15 protein-coding genes are annotated in these 19267 nt (G+C 70.9%); 4 read left to right on the top strand and 11 right to left on the bottom strand.

Annotated elements, in window-relative coordinates; genetic code table 11:
- The 3 genes from ACTHK2_RS08555 to ACTHK2_RS08545 all read right to left on the bottom strand — a co-directional run.
- A partial coding sequence (locus tag ACTHK2_RS08555) for an NAD(P)/FAD-dependent oxidoreductase (protein ID WP_440245284.1) occupies window positions 1-405 on the bottom strand: 405 nt, incomplete at its 3' end.
- A gap of 63 nt (window positions 406-468) precedes the next feature.
- Entirely contained in the window at window positions 469-798 is a 330-nt protein-coding gene (locus ACTHK2_RS08550; protein ID WP_440245283.1) for a hypothetical protein, read from the bottom strand.
- 302 nt (window positions 799-1100) lie between these two features.
- Window positions 1101-1562, bottom strand: a complete 462-nt coding sequence (locus ACTHK2_RS08545; RefSeq protein ID WP_440245282.1) for a DUF2127 domain-containing protein — start codon at window positions 1560-1562, stop codon at window positions 1101-1103.
- Window positions 1563-1929: 367 nt separating this feature from the next.
- Here ACTHK2_RS08545 and ACTHK2_RS08540 point away from each other — a divergent pair, with 367 nt between their 5' ends.
- Window positions 1930-4011 (top strand): hypothetical protein, encoded by a 2082-nt coding sequence (locus ACTHK2_RS08540; protein WP_440245281.1) that lies wholly within the window; start codon window positions 1930-1932, stop codon window positions 4009-4011.
- 209 nt (window positions 4012-4220) lie between these two features.
- Here the strand turns inward: ACTHK2_RS08540 and ACTHK2_RS08535 are convergent, their stop codons facing one another.
- The 6 genes from ACTHK2_RS08535 to ACTHK2_RS08510 form a co-directional block, all read right to left on the bottom strand.
- Window positions 4221-5381: an acetate/propionate family kinase gene (locus tag ACTHK2_RS08535; RefSeq protein ID WP_440245280.1), complete on the bottom strand. Its 1161-nt coding sequence runs from the start codon at window positions 5379-5381 to the stop codon at window positions 4221-4223.
- The gene (locus tag ACTHK2_RS08530) at window positions 5378-6337 is read right to left on the bottom strand and encodes a bifunctional enoyl-CoA hydratase/phosphate acetyltransferase (protein ID WP_440245279.1); all 960 of its coding nucleotides are present in this window, start codon (window positions 6335-6337) and stop codon (window positions 5378-5380) included. Before ACTHK2_RS08530 ends, ACTHK2_RS08535 begins: the two co-directional genes overlap by 4 nt.
- 91 nt (window positions 6338-6428) lie before the next feature.
- Complete coding sequence (locus ACTHK2_RS08525; protein ID WP_440245278.1) at window positions 6429-6920, bottom strand: hypothetical protein; 492 nt, start codon at window positions 6918-6920, stop codon at window positions 6429-6431.
- A 142-nt stretch (window positions 6921-7062) separates the two neighbouring features.
- Window positions 7063-7542: a hypothetical protein gene (locus tag ACTHK2_RS08520; protein ID WP_440245277.1), complete on the bottom strand. Its 480-nt coding sequence runs from the start codon at window positions 7540-7542 to the stop codon at window positions 7063-7065.
- Window positions 7543-7571: 29 nt separating this feature from the next.
- On the bottom strand, window positions 7572-8381 hold the full coding sequence (locus tag ACTHK2_RS08515) for a hypothetical protein (protein WP_440245276.1): 810 nt from the start codon (window positions 8379-8381) through the stop codon (window positions 7572-7574).
- Entirely contained in the window at window positions 8378-8743 is a 366-nt protein-coding gene (locus tag ACTHK2_RS08510) for a DUF4398 domain-containing protein (protein ID WP_440245275.1), read from the bottom strand. Before ACTHK2_RS08510 ends, ACTHK2_RS08515 begins: the two co-directional genes overlap by 4 nt.
- Before the next feature lie 138 nt (window positions 8744-8881).
- On the opposite strand from ACTHK2_RS08510, the gene ACTHK2_RS08505 reads away from it, so the two are divergent.
- From ACTHK2_RS08505 to ACTHK2_RS08495, 3 genes are all read left to right on the top strand, one after another.
- The gene (locus ACTHK2_RS08505; protein ID WP_440245274.1) at window positions 8882-10285 is read left to right on the top strand and encodes an amidohydrolase family protein; all 1404 of its coding nucleotides are present in this window, start codon (window positions 8882-8884) and stop codon (window positions 10283-10285) included.
- Window positions 10286-10318: 33 nt separating this feature from the next.
- On the top strand, window positions 10319-11599 hold the full coding sequence (locus tag ACTHK2_RS08500) for an acetyl-CoA C-acyltransferase (RefSeq protein ID WP_440245273.1): 1281 nt from the start codon (window positions 10319-10321) through the stop codon (window positions 11597-11599).
- A 238-nt stretch (window positions 11600-11837) separates the two neighbouring features.
- Window positions 11838-13163 (top strand): hypothetical protein, encoded by a 1326-nt coding sequence (locus ACTHK2_RS08495; RefSeq protein ID WP_440245272.1) that lies wholly within the window; start codon window positions 11838-11840, stop codon window positions 13161-13163.
- A gap of 1094 nt (window positions 13164-14257) precedes the next feature.
- On the opposite strand, the gene prmC is transcribed toward ACTHK2_RS08495, so the two are convergent.
- Both prmC and ACTHK2_RS08485 read right to left on the bottom strand, forming a co-directional pair.
- The gene (prmC, locus tag ACTHK2_RS08490) at window positions 14258-15094 is read right to left on the bottom strand and encodes a peptide chain release factor N(5)-glutamine methyltransferase (RefSeq protein WP_440245285.1); all 837 of its coding nucleotides are present in this window, start codon (window positions 15092-15094) and stop codon (window positions 14258-14260) included.
- Window positions 15091-19191 (bottom strand): hypothetical protein, encoded by a 4101-nt coding sequence (locus ACTHK2_RS08485; RefSeq protein ID WP_440245271.1) that lies wholly within the window; start codon window positions 19189-19191, stop codon window positions 15091-15093. The genes prmC and ACTHK2_RS08485 overlap by 4 nt, the downstream gene beginning before the upstream one ends.
- Window positions 19192-19267 lie beyond the last annotated feature (76 nt).

The raw sequence follows: 19267 nt of genomic DNA, 5'->3' as shown, positions 1-19267 counted from the left end.
CTCGAGCCACTCCACGTGCAGGCCGGCATCACGACGACGTTGCCATTCCGCGCGCAAGCGGCGGCGATGGTAGCCGTGCGAGGCGAAGTAGAGGCTGAGCGCGCGCGCGAAGCCGATCCGGCGCAAGCGCGCCAACTCGCCGTTCAAGGTATCCAAGGCGGCGGCGCAGGATCGATACGCAAGTTCTGCGGCGTCGTCGCCATATCGCGCGGCAAGATCGCCCATCTCGGCATCGAGCTCGTACTGCAGCAGCGCGGTGCTCGCCGCCGTGCTGCCCCAGCCGCATTCGCGCCGATCGACCAGCACGACGCGGTGTCCGTCGTGCTGCAGGCGCCGCGCGACGATAGCGCCGGTGATGCCGGCCCCGATGACGGCGACATCGCAGTCGATGGCCCGATCGAGCACCGGAAAGGACGCGAGGAGGCCGTTCCGGACCGTCCAGTACGGATAGCCGCTCTTTAGATCCACTCAGCGGCGGGAGCTTGCGTTGAGCCGGCCCATGCTCTCGGGCTCCGGCACGCGCGTCATCCACGGCCACCACGCATCGAACTCGGCATGCGAGACGCGACCGTCGCGATCGGCATCCGCATTGGGCAGGTCCTCCTGCAACGCGACCGCGTGCTGCTCCTCGAGCTCGGCGAGCGAGAGCGCGCCGTCGCCGTCGGTGTCGAGCAAGGCCCAGGCCGCATCGGATGGCGCATGCGAACCGCCGTCACCGATGCGCGCGTGCGGCGTCGCGCACGCGGCAAGACCTGCGATCACGAGCGACAGCAGGGCTGCGCGCACCACGCGCCTCACGACGCGATCCTTCGCAGGCCGACCGGTGCCTGCCTCGCGGACTGGCGCAGGTCGGAACGAGCGGGCGCCACGGCGGCGGGTGCCATCAGCGGGCGAATGGGCACGAACGGCAGGGAACGGGATCGCGCAAGCTTGAAGATAGGCAGGAGCAGCGGCAGCGCGGGCATACGGCGCATCCTCGTGGATTTCGACGATGCCGACGCTAACGCCGCGGTTCGAAGCGACGACTGAACGCGGCGGCGCGTGTTCACGCGATGTCCAGCTTCACGGGCGACGCTTCGGCGCGCGATCGGGCGACGCCCTCAGTCGGTACTACTGCGGCGGCGCAGCAGCGCGGCGAGCATCAGCGCGACGACGACCAGATTGAGCACCAGACTGGCGAACGTGAGCCAGCTGAAGCGACGCAGCATGCCGGCGAGTTCGAACGGAACGTAGATCGCGCCGCTGGACGCCGCGAGCACCTCGGCCCATGCCGCACGCCGGAACAGGCCCCAGGCCTCGACGAAACGCAGCGTCGAATACGCGGCCGCCCCGAAGGCGAGCCCGAGTAGGTGCGCGTCCTGCAATCGACCGGCCGCCTCGACGAAGATGCGCGGGTAACGCGAAGCCGGATTGAGATGCGTGTGCCGCACGAGCGTATCCGCGATCGCGCCGAGGTCGTGGTGCACGAGACCGATTCCACATGCTGCAAGGAGCACCACCAGGCCCTTGAACGCTTCGAATGCCGCGACCGCATCGACGGCGGTGTACTTGGCCGACCGCATGGAGAACCTCCTGCACGGCAGCGTATCCGCACCCTGCGCAACGTCGCCAGCACCGGGCGTCGCGGGCTGCGCGGTCGCCCCCTCGTTCAGGAAAGCGCATACTCCCGCGCGCACCGGCTCGGGGGAGATTTGGATGCGCGGTTATCGCCTTGTGGTGTCGGGGTTCGCTCTATCCGTGTTCTTCGTTGCCCGCGTGACGAATGCCATGGCTCCGGAACGCCTGCCATTCGCGTCGACACCGCCGCCGGCCGACGCGACCGCGGCGGCACGCGCGGCGGCCGCGCGAGGGCCGCAAATCATCGTCCCGGACCGCGTCCGCCGTGCAACGACGGCGCCTGGCGCGGGATCACCAACGGACACCGCACCCGTGGGCGGCGTGTGGCACGGGTTCGGCGGTCTCGCCGAAGGCTGCGGTGGCCCGGTCGCGGCCTCGGCATTCACTGCCAATGGCGATCTCTACGTCGCGGGTGGATTCGGCATCTGTGGCAATCGCCCGGCGAACTCGGTCGCGCGCTGGGATGGCACCACGTGGTCGGCAGCGGGAAGCGGGTCCAATTCACGCATCGAGGCAATGATCGCGATCGGCAACGACATCTACGTCGCGGGCCAGATCAGCGAGGCGGGCGGCGTGCCGGTCAGCGGCGTCGCGCGCTGGGACGGCACGCAGTGGCACGCGCTCGGCGAGGGCATCTTCGGTTTCCAAGGCAGTTATTTCGTGTATGCGCTCGCCGCGAGCGGCAACGACCTCTACGTCGGTGGCACTTTCGACACCGCCGGCGGCCAACCCGCGGCATCGATCGCGCGCTGGAACACCGTGACGCAGGCCTGGTCGCCGCTCGGCAGCGGCATGACGCGCCCGGGCGGCGCCGCCACCGTGCGCGCGATCACGGTGCAGAACGGCGTCGTCTACGCGGGCGGCGATTTCGCCCATGCCGGCGGTGTCGTCGCGAACCATGTCGCGGCGTGGAATGGCAGCGCGTGGTCGCAACCGGGTGACGGTTTCGACTACGACGTGCACGCACTCGCAGGTTGGAACGGCGCCGTCTATGCGGGCGGTGAAATGCATGCGAGCGGCCTCGTGCCGATCGCCTCCCTCGCACGCTTGGACGGCAATGCCTGGGTCGAGGTCGGCGGCGGCGTCGACGGTCGCGTCGATGCGCTCGTCGGTACGTTGTCGGGCTTGTTCGTCGGCGGCGACTTCGACGACGCCGGCGGCGCGCCGCACGAGAATCTCGCGCTGTGGAACGGCTCCACGTTCGTCGATGTCGGCGGCGGCGTACAGGGGGGATTCGGCGCCGTCTCCACGCTGTCTGCCGGCGTCGTGGCGCTCGCCGTCGGCGGCGATTTCCATTCGGTCGGCGGCGGCACTCCCGCGCATTCGGTCGCGCTCTGGACCGGCAGCTGGTCGGCGCTGGCCGCGCCACCCGGCCACGGATTGTTCGCCTCGCCGCTCGCCGCCGCGACCCATGCGTTCAAGCCCTGCTTCGGTGGTTTCGGCGAAATGCAGGCGGGCGCGGGTTCGATCGCCTGCTGGGACGGCAATGCCTGGACGCCGCTCATCTCGGCGCAAGTACCCGCAATTGCAACCGCGCTCACCGCTTCGGGCGACGACCTCTACATCGGCGGCTACTTCTATCCCGACCCCGGCAGTTGCTGCATCCGCCGCTGGGACGGCGCGACCGCACACGATCTCGGTCAAGGTACCGACAGCGGCCCGATGTCGATCGCCGTGGACGCGGGCAACGTCTATGCGAGCGGATGGTTCTCCAGCGCGGGCGGCGTCCCCGCCGACAACGTTGCGATGTGGGATGGCGCCGCGTGGCATGCCTTCGGCGGCGGCATCGCGTCGGCGCCGAACGCGGTCGCATGGTACCAGGGACGCCTGTACGCGACCGGATACTTCACCGATGTCGGTGGTGTGCCGATGAACCACATCGCGGCCTGGGACGGCAGCGCGTGGGTCGACGTCGCCGGCGGAATCGACGGCCAGGGCATGGCGCTCGCGGTCCGGGACGGCAGCCTCTACGTCGGCGGCTACTTCTCGCAGGCGGGTGGCGTGCCCGCGAACAGCCTCGCGCGCTGGGACGGAACACAGTGGTCGGCGGTGACGACTCCGCTGGGCAACGGCGTCACTTACCTGGACATCTACCCCGGCTTCGTCGCCGCCCTCGCGGCCACCTCGCGCGGCGTATTCGTCGGCGGCCAGTTCGACAAGGCCGGGGGCGCGCGCGCGAGCGGCATCGCGCTCATCGACGACGGTGGCGTGCATGCGCTCGGTTTCGGCGGCGACAACGGCGTCGGACTCGAAGGCTACGTCGGTGCGATCACTGCGCGCGGCGACGACGTCTTCATCGGTGGACAATTCGCGCAGGCGGGTGGACAGCTCTCGGCGAACGTCGCGCGCTTCGCATTCGCCGACGACATGATCTTCGCGAGTGGTTTCGAATGAACTCCGGCTCCGGCCCATCGCCGGAGCCGATTGCTTGGAGGCACAGCGGAAGTTTGAGACACGGTGCACAGGGAGGAGAAGTGCGTCGGGTTTCCGCCCTGGCATGCGCCGCGGACTTGGTCGTTCGACCTGCAGCTCTCCGGCAACCGGCCTTCTACGGGAACGCCGCCGGCGCCTCGGCTCACGCTACGGCATTCGCCCGGGCGCCGTCATCCCGAAGCGAGCGCGTCGCGGCAGGCGCGCGCGATCACGACTTCCTCGTCGGTCGGCAACACCAGCACCGGCGTGCGGCCGCCGCCGATGCGCTCGGCGTTGCGGGCGTTCGCCCCGGCGTCGAGCGTGACGCCGAGGAAGGCGAGCGGCGCGCAGATGCGCTCGCGCACGACGGCGGCGTTCTCGCCGATGCCGCCACTGAACACGAGCGCGTCGATGCCGCCGAGCGCGGCCGCCATCGCCGCGACCTGGCGCGTGCAGTGGTAGGCGAACAGGTCGACCGCTTCACGCGCTTCCGGGGCATCGGCCGCGAGCAGTTCGCGCATGTCGGCGCTGATGCCGGAGACGCCGAGCAGGCCGCTGCCGTGGTACAGCATCTTCTCCACCGACGCCGGTGTCGCCGGTTCGCTGCGCAGCAGGTGGAACACGACGCCGGGATCGAGCGGACCGCAGCGCGTGCCCATCGGCAACCCGTCGAGCGCGGTGAAACCGAGGGAACAGTCGATCGAGCGGCCGTCGTCGACCGCGCACACACTCGCGCCGCTGCCGAGGTGCGCGATCACGAGGCGCCGCGCCTTCGGCTCGCGCCGCCGTGTTTCGCCCACGAGGTACTCGTAGGACAGGCCGTGGAAACCGTAGCGGCGCACGCCCTCCTCGTGGAGCGCGCGCGGCAGCGCGAAGCGCCGCGCGACGTCGGGCCAGTGCGCGTGGAACGCGGTGTCGAAACAGGCGAGCTGCGGCACGCGGGGCGCTCGCTCGCGCAGGCGGCGGATCGCCCCGAGGTTGTAGGGCTGATGCAGCGGCACGATCGGGTCGAGCGCCTCGAGCCGCGCGAGCACCGCATCATCGACCACGGCCGGCGCGGTGTGGGACGTGCCGCCGTGCACGACGCGATGGCCGACGATCGCGAGCGAACGATCGGCGAACTCGGCGTCGAACCAGCGCAGCATCGCATCGAGCGCCTCGGCCTGGCCGGCGTCCGCGGGCAGCGGCAGCAGGCGCGTCGTTTCGCCGGGGCGCACCGCGCGCAGGGGCGGGCCGCGGCCGATGCGATCGACCTGGCCGCCGCCGAGCCGCGCGAGGCGCGCGTCCGCCTCGTACACGGCGAACTTCAGGCTCGACGAACCCGCGTTGACGACGAGCAGCACGGCGTTCACGACGCGGGCCTTCGCGGTTGCGCAAGCAGCACGGCGAGCGCGCACGAGGCGAGGCGGATGCGCATGCTGTCGGCGCGGCTGGCCAGGATGATCGGCACCCGCGCGCCGAGCACGACGCCCGCCGCATCGGCGCCGGCGAGATAGACGAGCTGCTTGTAGAGCATGTTGCCGGATTCCAGGTCGGGCACCACGAGCACGTCGGCGCGCCCGGCGACCGGCGAGACGATGCCCTTGATGCGCGCGGCTTCCTCGCTGACCGCGTTGTCAAACGCAAGCGGGCCGTCGAGGATGCCGCCGCTGATCTGGCCGCGGTCGGCCATCTTGCACAGCGCGGCGGCTTCCACCGTCGAGGCGATCGCCGGATTGACCGTTTCCACCGCCGACAGGATCGCGACGCGCGGCTGTTCGTAGCCGACGCGATGCATGAGATCGATCGCGTTCTGCACGATGTCCGCCTTCTCGGCGAGCGTCGGCGCGATGTTCACCGCGGCGTCGGTGATGAGCAGCGGGCGCGGATAGTTCGGCACGTCCATGAGGAACGCGTGCGACACGCGCCGCGCCGTGCGCAGGCCGTTGTCGCGATCGAGCACCGCATGCAGCAGCTCGTCGGTGTGCAGGCTGCCCTTCATGACCGCGTCGACCTTGCATTGGCGCGCGAGCGCGACCGCCGCGGCCGCCGCCGCGTGGCTGTGTTCGGCGTCGACCTGCTCGATCCCTGCGAGGGACAGGCCCGCTTGGCGCGCGAGCGACTCGATGCGCGCGCGCGGGCCGACCAGCACCGGCACGAGGAGGCCGGCGTCGCGCGCCTCGATCGCGGCCTCGAGTGCTTCAGGGTTGCACGGATGCGCGACGGCGACACGGATCGGCGGCAACGCCTGCGCGGCGCGCAGCAGGCGCTCGTAGCCGCCGTGTGCGTGTTCGTCGATCGGCGACGCCGCCTGCGGCGCTGAAGGCATGGAGGACTCCACTCTCTCCCGTCGAACGGCATCCTACCGTGGAAATGCGGTGCCGCGAGAGTGACAGTGCGACGAAGCGCGCCGCGGCGGTTCAACGTGGCAGGCGGAACCGCAAGAAGTACCGTGCAAGCCACGTCGCGGTCAGCACGCAGAACAGGACGAGGCCGCCTGCGAGGAGGCGTTCGTCCAAGCGTGGCGGCGAACTGGCGTGCGCGTGCACTACGAGCGTGTGCGTGTAGCAGAGGAACACGCAGAGCAGGATGCCGAAGACGGAGCATTGGTCGACCAACCACGCGCGCGGTGCCGCAGCGCGCGCCGGCGCGAGCCAGTAGTCCTTGTTCGGCAGTGACAGCAACGCGTCCGGCACACGGCCGAGCAGGCGCAAGCTCAGCACGAGGGCGAGCGGCAGCAGCGCACCGACGCCGACCATCAGGGTGAGATATGCGGAGCGCGTCATGGCACCATCGGCCGCACCACCGGCGCCGAAGTGCGACGCGACCACATCCGGCAGCGCACTGCCCGTGGCGACGATGTAGATGGCTGCCGCGACCGCGACCAGCAGGAGCGCGCGCGTTGCGGTCATGTCCGCCTCCGATCGGTGCGGGCATTCTGCGCACAACGCCAAGCGGGCGCAACGGAATCGCAGCGCGCAGCAGAACGCTGCGGGCCCGGCGTCGAAGACGTCGGGCTCGCTCTGATCACTTCATCGAATCACCGCACCGCAGTCATCGCCGGGTGCACTTCTCGTATTCGCTCTGCGTGACTTCGTCATTATGGTTGACGTCGCACGCACTGAAGTGCCCGCGCAGCCAGGGATCGTTGCGCGCCTGTTCGATCTTCAGGGCGCCCGCCTTGTCGACGTCGAGCATGCCGAAATCGAGTGGCTGCGGCGCCGCCGGCGGCGCGTTTGCGGTCGAGTTCGTCGACGGCAGCGGGTTGCCGTTCGCGTCGCGCGGCACGTCCTGCTGGCGGTTCGCGGACTGGCGTCCATCGTTCGTCGGCGTACCGACCTGCGACTGCGTGGTGTCGACGGGCGGCGTCGCGGTATTTACCGGCGATGTCGCAGGCGGCGGCGCCGAGGTGTTCGTCGGCGGCACGGCGGGGGGCACCGTCGGCTGGGCGTTCTGCGCGTGGCCAACGGCGGGGCCGGCGAGCAGGGCCGCCGACAGGGCGAGCATGCGGATATTCGCGAGGGGCTTGTTCATGGGGACCTCCGGGAGTGGGGAATCGCGCGCTACTCGCGCACCACGACGAGGACGTCGCCGCGCGTACCGCCGGCCGGCGCCTCATGGAGCACTTCACGCATGTCGAGGCGCTCCGGCCGTACGCCGCGCGCGTCGAGGTAGTCGCGCACCCCGTGCGCATGCGCACGCGGCGCGCCGCGGTCCCCGAAAGCGACGATGCTCACGCGGGCCCGCGGCTCGCCGTCGAGCAAGCGCGCGAGGTTCGAGAGCGAGCGCTCGCCGCTCGCGGTAAGGCCGCTCTCGCCCGGGCCGAAGTTGAAATCGGCCAGGCGCACGACGAGGCCGCGTTCGTCGACCGACGACTCGCTGCCGACCAGTTCACGCTGGAGCGCGAACAGGCGCGCGCGCGAGTCGGGAAGCGGCGAACGATCGCGCATGTCGAAATCTTCCCGGCTCGTCGCGACGACGCGCATCCCACCACGCGTTTCCCGCGCGGAGAGCCGGTCGCGTTCGAGACCGAGTTGCTCGCCGCGCAGTTCCGCCTCGCGCGCGAGCGCGCTCGCCTCGGCGACCTGCTGCAGCTTGTCCGTGAGATATACACCCTGCTGGAATTCGCGCGGATCCAGTGATCGCGCATTCGCCCCGAGCGTCGCCAGCGCCTCGTCGGCGCGCGCGAGTTCGACCCCGCCGTTCGCCGCGATGCGCGGGTCGGAATGGAGGCGATCCTGCGCCTGCTGCAGTCGCACGAGTTCGGGGGCTTGGCCGCGCGGCGACGCCGCGCACGCGGCGAGGCCGGCGATCAGTGCAGAGAGGAGCGCGGTTTGTGCCAATCGGGGGCGTACGGGAAACGATGGATTCATGGCGCATCTCCGTGCTCGGCGCGCAGCGCATCGACGCTGCGCTGGATTTGTGCGGCCGCCGCCTCCGCGCGCTGTTGGCGCGAACGCGCCGAAGCGAGATCGCCATTGACCTTCGCGCGCTCGGCGTACAGGGCGGCGTCGACCCATTCACGCGAATCGGCTGCTCGCCGGGCGACATCGAACGCCGCGTGGGCTTCATCGAGGTCGCGCGGCGCATAGCGCATCGCGTCATCGCGTTCGGCGGCCTGGATCGCCGTCGCCGCCTGAGCGAGTTCGAGTTCGACGTCGTCACGGTCCACCGCCATGGCGACGCCGCTCGGCAACGCCAGGGCAACGGCGAGGACACTGCGGGTCATGTTCATGGGCTCTCCGCAAAGACATGCGTTGGACCCAGCGTGCTGCGCGCGCCTTGAATGCGGACGAAACCCGCTGGCCCCGCTTCAGCCGGCGTTTTCCTTTCGCCGATGCGCTAGGCTGCGGGGAGCGACGGGGAGAGCGCCATGCGCACCGCATACACCTCATGCTTTCGTGCAGCCATCGCGATCGCGTGCTGCACGGACTCGCCCGCCGCCGGATCCGCGGGTGTCGCGATCGTCGACGTCACCGTGGTCGATGTCGCGCGGGGACGCGATCTCGAACATCGCACCGTGCTCGTCGACGGCGAACGCATCACCGCGACCCCGCGCGCCGACGACGCGCGCATCCCGGCCGAGGCGGTGCGCGTCGACGGGCGCGGCCGCTGGCTCATGCCCGGCCTCGTCGACATGCACGTGCACCTGTTCAATACGTATTCGCACCGCCCGCCGAACGAATGGGCACTGCCGCTGTTCGTCGCCAATGGCGTGACCGGCGTGCGCGAGATGGCCGCGGATGCGGCGTCGATCGCCGTGCTGCGACAGTGGCGGCGCGAGGTCGACGCCGGCGCGCGCGTCGCACCGCGCGTGCTCGCGGCGGGCATCGCCGCACGCGTGCGCGAGCCGGCCGATGCGCAGGGGGCCGTCGACGCGATCGCCGACGCGGGCGCCGGCTTCGTAAAGGTCTTCTCCGAGGTGGGTGCGACGCAATGGCAGGCGATCCTCGCCGCGGCGCACGATCGCAGCCTGCCGGTCGCGGGCCACGTGCCGGCATCGATCGCCCTGCTCGAAGCCGCCGATCACGGCCAACGCACCGACGAGCACCTCATGCAGGCGTACGAGGCCTGCTCGTCGATCGAGGACGCGCTCCTGCATGAACGCGCGGGCCTCGCCGGCGAGGCCCTCACCGCGATGCGCGACGCGCAGGAAGCGCGCGCGCTCGCGGCGTTCGACCTGGCGGCGTGCCAGCGCGTCGCGCGCCGCCTCGCGGCAAGCGGCCAATGGCAGGTCCCGACGCTCGTGCTGGCATGGACCGAAACGCGTCGGGGCAACGCAGCCGATGCGGACCCGCGCTGGCCGTTGCTGCGCGCCGACGAGCGCGAACGCTGGACGCGTATCCTCGCCGACATCGGCGCACATCCCGATCCGCTCGCGCGGCGCCGCTGGGAGGTCTCGCGCGCGATCGTCTCGGCTTACCGCCGCGCGAACGTGCCGATGATGGCCGGCACCGACGCACCGATGCCCGAGGTGTACCCGGGCTACTCGCTGCACGACGAACTCGAGCGCCTCGTCGAGGCCGGCCTCACTCCGCGCGAAGCATTGCAGGCCGCGACGTTCGCGCCCGCGCGCTTCCTCGGCATCGAGGCGACGAGCGGAACGGTCGCACCCGGCAAGTACGCCGACCTCGTGCTGCTCACGGCGGATCCGACGCGCGACGTGCGCAACGCGCGGCGCATCGACGCCGTGCTGCTCAGCGGCCGCCTGCTGCGCCGCGCCGATCTCGACGCCTTGCTGCAGCCGGCGATGGCCATGCGCCGCATGCCGCGGTAGGCTGGCCTTTCCTGCGACGGCGAGGAGACCTGCATGCGCACGACGGGCGATGTCTGGCTGGCAGCAGGAGTCCGCACGCCGTTCGCGAAGGTCGATGGCCCGCTGGCCGGGTTCGATGCGATCGAGCTCTCCGTGCGCGTCGCGCGCCACATGGCCGACCCGTTGCACGGCGCCCTGCCCGACTTCTTCGTCTGGGGCAACGTGGTGCCGAACCTCACCTGGAGCAATATCGCACGCGAGGTGCTCATGGACGCGGGCGTTGGCGCGAACGTGCCCGCGTTCTCGACCGTGATGGCCTGCGGCACGAGCATGGTCGCCGCATTCGAAGCGGCCGGCAGGCTCAACGACTCGAGCCGGCAGCTCGCGCTCGTCGGCGGCGTCGACAGCCTCAGCAAGATCCAGATCGGCCTGAGCCAGCCGCTGTCGGACTGGCTGCGCGGCTTCCAGCACGCACGCTCGCTCGGCCAGAAGCTCGCGCATGCGACGGAAATCCGCGCTGCCGACGTCGGCCTCTACGTACCCGCGGTGACCAATCGCACGACCGGCCTCAGCATGGGCGAGCACACCGAGATCACCGCCAAGCAATGGGGCATCGGGCGCGCCGAACAGGACGCGTATGCGCTCGAAAGCCATCGCCGCGCGGTCGCGGGATGGGACGCGGGATTCTTCGAGGACCTCGTCGTGCCGACCGGTGGTGTCGCGAGCGATACGATTCCGCGCCGCGACACCTCGCTCGAAAAACTCGCCAGGCTGCCGCCCGTGTTCGATCGCACGAGCGGCAAGGGCACGATGACCGCGGGCAATTCCTCGCTGCTCACCGACGGCGCCGCGGGCCTCTGGGTGGCGACGACCGCAGGCCTTGGGCGATTGCCGCCGCGCACGCCGCGCGCGCGCCTGCTCGACTTCGAAATCGCCGCGGTCGACTTCCGCGTCGAAGGCCTGCTCATGGCCCCCGCGTTCGCGATCCCGCGGCTGCTCGCGCGCCACGGGCTCGGCTACGGCGACATTGCCCTGTGGGAAATCCACGAGGCATTCGCATCGCAGGTGCTGTTCCACCTGAAGGCGCTCGAGGACCGCGATTTCGTGCGCGACAAGGCGGGCGTTACCGCCGATCTCGGCGCGTTCCCGCGCGAGCGCATGAACCCTCACGGCGGCAGCGTCGCGCTCGGCCATCCGTTCGGCGCGACCGGCGCGCGCATCCTAAGCCCGGCGATCAAGGAACTCGACGCGCTCGAACCCGGTGCGCGCGCGATCGTGAGCATCTGCACGGATGGTGGCCAGGGGACGGTCGCGTTGCTCGAACGCGGACCCTGACCCCAGCCGTCATTCCCGCGAACGCGGGAATCCATTTTCCTCGTCGCGACGGCGCACCGACTTCGGTGATCCCCGCCTCCGCAGGATGCGGTCCTCCCGGGACCGGCGAGGCACGACGCGGACTGGCTCCTCCCGATGGAATGAATGCGGTTCTCCCGCGCGAAAGTGCGACCTGCGCCCCGCCGCAGCACCCCCACGCACGCGAAGATTCGCCGTCCATTTTCCTGGGGAATCGACGATGCGACGCCTGATCCTTCTGCCGCTCTGTGCCGCCCTGCCCCTCCACGCTGCAACCTACCAGGTCGGGCCGACGCGCACGTACCACACCTTGAACGCGCTGTTCGCGGCCGTCGACGTCGGCGCCGACGACGTCATCGAAGTCGACGGCAATGCGACCTACGCCGGCGGCGTGATCGTGCCCGAGGATGCGCAGGGCGCCGACGGGCATCCGCTGGTGATACGCGGCGTGCGCGTGAATGGCCACCGCCCGGTCATCTCGGGCAGTACCAACACGGTGGAATTCCGCCAGTCCGACCACCTCGTGTTCGAAGGCTTCGAAGTCACCGGTGGCACGTCGCGCTGCATCCTGCAGGGCGCGCACGACGTCACCGTGCGCGACAGCGTGATCCATGGTTGCGCCGGGCACGGCATCCTCTCGACGGACGAGTTTTCGGGGTCCTTCACGCTCGAATACAGCGAGATCTACGATGCCGGCAGCGGCTCGACCCGCCATCCGCTCTACATCCAGAGCGACGAAATCACGCATCCGGGTTCGCTGTTCCGCATGCAGTACTGCTACGTGCACGACGGCAATGGCGGCAACCTGCTCAAGGACCGCCATGAACGCAGCCAGATCTACTACAACTGGTTCGAAGACGCGGCCTACCATGAACTCGAGCTCATCGGTCCCGACGAGGGGACGCAGCAGCCGGGCTGGACCGTGGACCTCGTGCGCGAGGACCAGGACGTCGTCGGCAACGTGATCGTGCATGGCAATCCCGGGTTCGATTCGGTGATCCGCGTCGGCGGCGACGGCTCCGGACAGAGCAGGGGCCGCGCGCGCTTCGCGAACAACACGATCCTCGTGACCTCGGGCCATGACGTGACGGTGTTCCGCATCTTCGACGGCATCCAGGCGGTCGAGGCACACAACAACGTGCTGTACGCGACCGCGGGCGGCACGATCCGCGTCGAGCGCACGGTCGAAGCCGCATGGGCGAACGGCCGCCAGGTCGGCGGCAGCAACAACTGGATTCCTACCGGCGCAACCTTCGTGCCGGCGGAGTGGACGGGCACGCACAGCGGCACCAATCCGGGCCTCGCCAACGTCGCCTCGTTCGACCTCACGCCGACCGCAGCCGGCGCCCTGCACGACGCGGGCAATCCTGCACCGCAGCCGATTCCCGGCTACGCGGTTGCCGGCGCGCTGTTCCCTCCACACTACCAGCCGACGCGCGCATTGCTGCCCGTCGGCGGCGCGCACGTCCGCGCAGTCGACGGCACGATCGACATCGGCGCGATCGAACTCGCCGGCGACGCGATATTCGCGAACGGGTTCGATTGACCATCCGACGAAGGCGCGCGAGCGCCTTTTCGTCGACGAACATCGCGGCTCAAGCCGCTCCTACAGGGCATGTGCCGGCGACCGCGGCCCGAGCGGTCCACCATGCTTCGTCATTCCGCACGTGTCGTCATTCCACGCGTCCATTCCTCGTGCGTCTTCATTCTGGCGAAAGCCGGATCCAGCCCCCCACGTCGTGGCCTCGGACGCTGGATCCCGGATTTCGCCGGGACGACGGGGAAGGTTCCACTTTTTTGCTCCTTTCGCTCTTGCTTGTGCTCCACCGGGGTCCCCTCGGCGCCGGCGGGCGGCGGCCGAAATGGCCCGAAGGGGGCGCGCGAGGGATCGCGCGCCGTGCGCCGTCGGCGCAGGGATGCGCTGTCGGCGCACCCGGCCGACGACCGCGAACCCGCGAGGCGAAGCCTCGCGGGCGGCGACGCGGGGTGCCCTTTCTCTTGGTGCCTTCTCTTTGGGCAAGCAAAGAGAAGACACCCGCTCGCCGCCGAGGCGAGCGGAACCTGGCGACAGCGCCGCGGAGGGCGAAAGAAGCCTGGTGCGGTGGCCCCCACGTCTTCAGCCCCATCGACACGAAGAGCTGGATTCCGGCTTTCGCCGGAATGACGGCATTGCTTTGCTGGCGCATTGCACACTCGGCGCGCCTCAGCCTCTCAGCCCCAGCCCCCAGTCCCCAGTCCCCAGTCCCCAGCATCGCCCGCCCCTCCCACTAAAAAAAACCCCCGCTCGCGCGGGGGCATGGACACGCTAGGCGCAATACCGTCCCTGGCCACCTTCCATGGCTCGTTCCCTGGTCCCGCATCCGGCGGGACGATTCCGGGACCTGATTGGAAAGGTCCGGTGCGTGGCGCTCACGCGCGACGCGGTTCGGGGCTTGCTTTTGTGCCGCGGCGCGGGGGCGCCGTGCAGGTGATGCACATCTTCACGAAAGCGGCCATCGCGTTCCGTGTGCGGGCCAACGCTCGCCAGTTCGACCGGTGCACACGCGCACTGAGAACTGGCGCACACATCGGGCCCGCGGAAGGCCGCGACCGGTCAGCGCCCGTGCAGGCGCGGGGTTTTCGCGGCAAAAGGGCCAAGGCTCAGGGACCGCGACGGCCGAGCGTCACTCGCTCGTGCCCGGCGACGTCACGCACGCTGTGCACCTCGGTGAAACCACGCTGCGCGAACAGCGCGCGCACGGCCTCGCCTTGTTCGAAGCCGTGCTCGATCAGCAGCCAGCCCTGCGGCAGCAGATGGGCGGGTGCATCGGCGACGATCGCGCGGATCGCGTCGAGGCCGTCGTGGCCGGAGGCGAGCGCGGAGAGCGGCTCGTGGCGCAGGTCGCCGCGCGCGAGATGCGGATCGTCCGCCGCGATGTACGGCGGGTTCGACACGACCAGCGCGAAGCGCGACGCGTCGAGCGGCGCGTACCAGTCGCCGTGCACGAAGCGCACGTTGCCGATGCCGAGGCGCTGCGCGTTCGTGTGCGCGACCGCGAGCGCGGCTGCGCTCGCATCGGTCGCGACCACGCGCGCATGCGGCCGCTCGTGCGCGAGCGCGAGGGCGATCGCGCCCGAGCCGGTGCCGAGGTCGGCGAGCGCGCAGTCCTCGCCCGCCGGCACGCGTTCGAGCGCGAGTTCGACCAGCAGCTCCGTCTCCGGGCGCGGAATGAGCACCGCCGGCGACACCGCTAGATCGAACGACCAGAACCCGCGCCGGCCCAGCAGGTAGGCGACCGGCGCGCCCGCGCAGCGGGCCTCGACGAGGCGTTCGAACGCGTCCGCCTGCTCCGCGCCGGCTTCGTGTTCCGGCCAGGCGAACAGCCACGCGCGCGTACGGCCGAGCACGTGCGCGAGCAGCAGCTCCGCTTCGCCGCGCGCGTCGTCGCTGCCGAGTCGCGCGGCGGCGTCTGCCAGCAGGGCGCGCACCTGGCTCAGGACGCCGGCTCCGATGGAACGATCGCGGGCGGAGCGACCTGCGGCACGTCGACGACCGGCCTCGGTGCGCGGCGCCAGTAGCCACCGCGACTCCACGCCTCGAAGCCACGCCGCAGCCAGCCGACCAGCGCACTCGCGAGCCACAGCGCCCAGGCGAGCATCGCGATCTTGTGCACCCACAGCGGCAGGCTGATCGCGTGCGCGATCGGCAGTGCATCCTCGCTGCGATCGGCGAACCAGCGCAGCGCATGGGCGTGCGAGCCGTTGCCGACGACCGCCATGTCCGGCGTGCCGAGGAGGCCCGTCTGCACCGCGGCGAGCAGGCACAGCAGCGCGAACAGCGTGAGGACCGGCAATCCGACCTGGGCGAGATTGAACGCTACCCACTGCCGCGGCGCCGACCGGGCGCGCAGGTCGAGTGCGAACAACCACGCGGCGACGACGAGCAACGCGAGCCACGAGAAGGTCGAGAAGCCGAGCGCGAGCAGCAGCCACTGCCAGGTTTTCAGGGGCGAGCGATGCGAGCGCCCGAGCGCTGCCGCGAGCAGCAGCGCGACGATGAGCTCGCTCCAGTACAGCACGGCCGGGCCGGTCGCCGGGCCCGACGTCGCGAGCAGCCAGCGGTCCTGCGGCAGCAGGATGCCAAGGTCGATATTCGCCGCCGGCAGGCCGAGCGACAGCGCGGGCGAGCGCACGTGCAAGCCGGCGGCTTCGTCGTCGCGCCATCGCACCTCGAACACGTGCGTGCCGGGCACGAGCGGCAGGCTCAGCCTGCCATCCTGCACGCGCAGGTTGAGCGCCTGGCCGTCGCGGCTGCTGCCGGTGAGTTCGGCCCCCGCCGGCAGCGTGATCGCATGTTCGCCGCCGCGGCTCGCGCGCATGCGCAACGTGAGCACGACGTCCGATCCGCGCTGGCCGACCGTACGTACGAGTGAGGCGGCATCGATCGCGCGCGATGCGCCCTGCGCCGCTTCCGGCCGTGTCACCGCGAGCTCGAGCTTTTCGCCGGGCAGCGGATGGAATTCGTAGCGGTGCGTGCCGCGCTCGTCCGCGGGCGACGCGGCGACCTCGGGCACGCCCGAGGATTCGAGGTGCCAGCTCGGCCCGACCTGCACGATCCAGGTTTCGGCGCGTTCGCCGAGTGGCGGTGCGACGAGAGTGAGCCGTTCGGCCTTGTCGAGCTTGCTCTGCCAGCTCGTCGCGAGCATGCCGTCGCCGAGAGCGGCGACGATGCGCGCGTTCTCGACCTTGAAGGCCGCGCTCGTCACGTGCTCGCCCTCGAGCAGGGGCACGGCCACGGTGAAACCGCCTTCGCGCGGCGCGAGGCGCGTCACTTCGGTTTCGACCGACCAGTCGAGGCCGAGGTCGATCGTGCGCTCGACGCGCACGTACGGCGAGAACTGCTGCGTGCTGCCGACCGCCTGCTCGCCGCTCGAACGGGTGCGCACGAGCGACAGCGTGCGCGTGAGAAGGTGCGCGTCCTCGATGCCGTTCGCCTCCCAGCCGTCGCCATCGAACGCGACGCGCGGCGGCATCAGCGGGAAATCGAGCGAGAGCTTGTCCGACGCTGCGACGAATGCGAGTTCGATGCGGTGCACGCCACGCGGCACGGTCAACCAGAGCGCGTCGTCGACGCGCGCGAGGCCGTCCTGCGCGGCGCCGTCGAGGAGAGTGCGGCGCAGCTCCAGGTCGCGCGCGCCGCTCGGCAGCGGCAGCGCGACGCGTTCGAGCGCATGCGCTTCGAGGACGATGCGGATCTCGTCGCCACGCGCGCCGATCTCCGCATTGGCGTAGGCGGCGCATGCCGGTGCACACCGGGGCGCCTGCGTGAGGCGCGCACGCAAGCCTTCGAGCAGTTCCGCGGGCGGGAACGCCTGCGCCTGCGCCTGCGGCATCGCCAGCGCCGAGAACGCGACCAGCAGCGCGGCCGCGACCTGCGGCGGTACCTTCCACGCCCGCACGACCGGCTGCAGCAGGCGCACGACGAGCCAGGCGAGCAGCGCGACGAGCAGCACGCGCAGGAGGCGCACGAGCCATGACGGCGCGATCAGGAGGCGCATCGTCTGCTCCGGCACCACACGTCCGCTCCAGCCGAGCTCGTAGCGCTGGCCGCGCGCCCAGCCCGGCTCGCCGGAGCCCGTCTGCAGCACGGTCGACTCGCTGTAGCGCTCGATCTTCTGCTGCGCCGCGCGGTGACGGTAGGCGCCGCCCGCGGCGTTGGGTTCCGGCGGCGGCGGCGCGGCCGGTGCCGGCATGGCCGAAGGCATCGGCGCCGACGTCGGCGCCTCGACCTGCATCGCGTCCTCGGCGACCTCCTCGTCGAGCGCGCGCGGCGTTGGTGCCGCCGCTTTCTGCGCCATGCCGAAATCGAAATCGACTCCGTGCGCGAAGTCCCCCTCGAGTTGCGGGTGCAGCGCTGCGCGCATCTGCCCGGCAACGAACGGCAGCGCAATCAGCACGAGCAGTGCCAGCGCGGCCCTCCTCGCCCATTCGAACGCGGTCGCGAGCCGACCGGCCGGCATCGCACGCAGTGCGAGCGCGAGGCCGAACGCGGCGAGGAGTATCCAACGCGGCGCGCCGTCTTCCTGGTATCCGAGCACGAGGTAGGCGAGCGCGACCAGCACGCCCGCGAGGCCGAACAGGCGCCACGCGAGCAGCGCGAGCACCGCCGCGACGAATACGTCGTAGAGCGTCCACGCCGATACCCAGCTGCCCCGCGCGAAATCCGCGCCCGGCGCGGCGAGCAGGCGATAGCCGTCGGGGAGGTGCACGGTGGCCGAGATGCCGTCGAAATGGCTGCGCCAGCCCGCGACCGGCCACGCGCCGGACGAGGGCTCGATGCGAAGGCCGGCGCCGAGGTCGACCTCGCCCGAACGCCATTCCACGCCAGTACTGCCCGGCTGCGCACCGCGCGTGACGAGCAGCGGATCGTTGCCCGCCTGCGCGCGTTCGAGCGCGTACGGCGGCGCGACGTCGAGGCGCCAGTCGCGCAACATGCGGCCGCGCACGCGATCGCGCGCGAACCAGCCACGGCCGTCGAAGTCGAGCCACATCTCGCGCTCGAGGCGCAGCTGGTTCTGCGCGTCGGGATCCTGTCCGCGCGAACGCTGCCCGATGCTCAGCGTGGCGCCGTCGGCGAGCGCGAATGCGGGCAACTGCGCCCAGTCCGCCGGGACCTGAGCCTGCGCGGGATCGACCGGCATCTCACCCTCGGCGACGCTGACGCGCAGCTGCGGCACGGCGGCGTAGCTCCAGATCTCCTGCTGCGGCCACGGCTCTGCGGGCACGCTCGCCTCGATCGCCGCGATGGGTGCGAGCGCACGCGCCTCGAGCGTGAGCGTGTCGCTGCCCGGCTGCACGCGCACGCGCAGCCGGCCGTCGGCATCGAGCCGCGCCGGCCACGTGCTCGCGAGCGAGAGCGGGTCGAAACCGGGCGGCAGTGCCGGCCCGATCAGTTCCTCGCGCGCCTGTCCCGACACCGCGAGTTCGATGCGCGTGGCGAGCCGCGCCGGCACGCCGTCGTCGAGGCGGCGATAGACGCGCAGCTGCAGGCTGTCCGCCTCGGGCGCCTCGACCGCCGCGCGGCCGAGCGTGACTTCCTCGCCGTCACGCTGCACCGGCGTGATCGGCTTGCCGTCGATCGCGAGCGTCAGCAAGCCGATCGACTCGGGCACGCGCAGGGTCTGCGGCCGCTCGATCCAGGGAATGCGCGCGCGGATTTCATGGCTGCCCGCGGCGAGCCGCAGAGCCGGCCCGTCGTGGTCGACGACCGCACCGGGTTGGCCGTCGACGCTGACCTGCTGCGGCCAGTGCTCGGCGTCGCCCGGCAGCGGTATCCAGCTTTCCGCATCGACCCGCCAGCGCTGCACGAGGCTCGCGCCGTGCGCATCCGCGGCGAGCGCGAGCACGCCCGGCCAGGCGCAGAGATAGTCGTCGGCCTGCGCGCCCTGATGTCCCGAAATCAGCGGGCAGGCGTGGAACTCCTGCTCGTGCATGACCCAGGCGCGCCACGGCTCGAGGGGAACGGGCACATCGGTGGCCGCGTGCGCGGCGAACGGCAGGCAGAGGGCGACGAACAATCGGGCGAACAGACGCATGATCGATCCTTGTGCGAACGACTCGACGGCGTGCAACGGATCGCCGCGCGATGCGGGGTTGTCCCTGGGCTGCGTC

The sequence above is a fragment of the Dokdonella sp. genome (assembly GCF_051958935.1).
Lineage (GTDB): Bacteria > Pseudomonadota > Gammaproteobacteria > Xanthomonadales > Rhodanobacteraceae > Dokdonella_A.
Note: the sequence above shows the minus strand (reverse complement) of the source record. Positions and strands in the feature narration are given on the sequence as shown.

Bases quoted from the DNA above. Each gene is read 5' to 3' on its own strand.
- ACTHK2_RS08485 (WP_440245271.1), bottom strand. From the start codon at position 19,191: ATGCGTCTGTTCGCCCGATTGTTCGTCGCCCTCTGCCTGCCGTTCGCC.
- ACTHK2_RS08505 (WP_440245274.1), top strand. From the start codon at position 8,882: ATGCGCACCGCATACACCTCATGCTTTCGTGCAGCCATCGCGATCGCG.
- ACTHK2_RS08545 (WP_440245282.1), bottom strand. From the start codon at position 1,562: ATGCGGTCGGCCAAGTACACCGCCGTCGATGCGGTCGCGGCATTCGAA.
- ACTHK2_RS08515 (WP_440245276.1), bottom strand. From the start codon at position 8,381: ATGAATCCATCGTTTCCCGTACGCCCCCGATTGGCACAAACCGCGCTC.
- ACTHK2_RS08525 (WP_440245278.1), bottom strand. From the start codon at position 6,920: ATGACCGCAACGCGCGCGCTCCTGCTGGTCGCGGTCGCGGCAGCCATC.
- ACTHK2_RS08500 (WP_440245273.1), top strand. From the start codon at position 10,319: ATGCGCACGACGGGCGATGTCTGGCTGGCAGCAGGAGTCCGCACGCCG.
- ACTHK2_RS08495 (WP_440245272.1), top strand. From the start codon at position 11,838: ATGCGACGCCTGATCCTTCTGCCGCTCTGTGCCGCCCTGCCCCTCCAC.
- ACTHK2_RS08510 (WP_440245275.1), bottom strand. From the start codon at position 8,743: ATGAACATGACCCGCAGTGTCCTCGCCGTTGCCCTGGCGTTGCCGAGC.
- ACTHK2_RS08530 (WP_440245279.1), bottom strand. From the start codon at position 6,337: ATGCCTTCAGCGCCGCAGGCGGCGTCGCCGATCGACGAACACGCACAC.
- ACTHK2_RS08520 (WP_440245277.1), bottom strand. From the start codon at position 7,542: ATGAACAAGCCCCTCGCGAATATCCGCATGCTCGCCCTGTCGGCGGCC.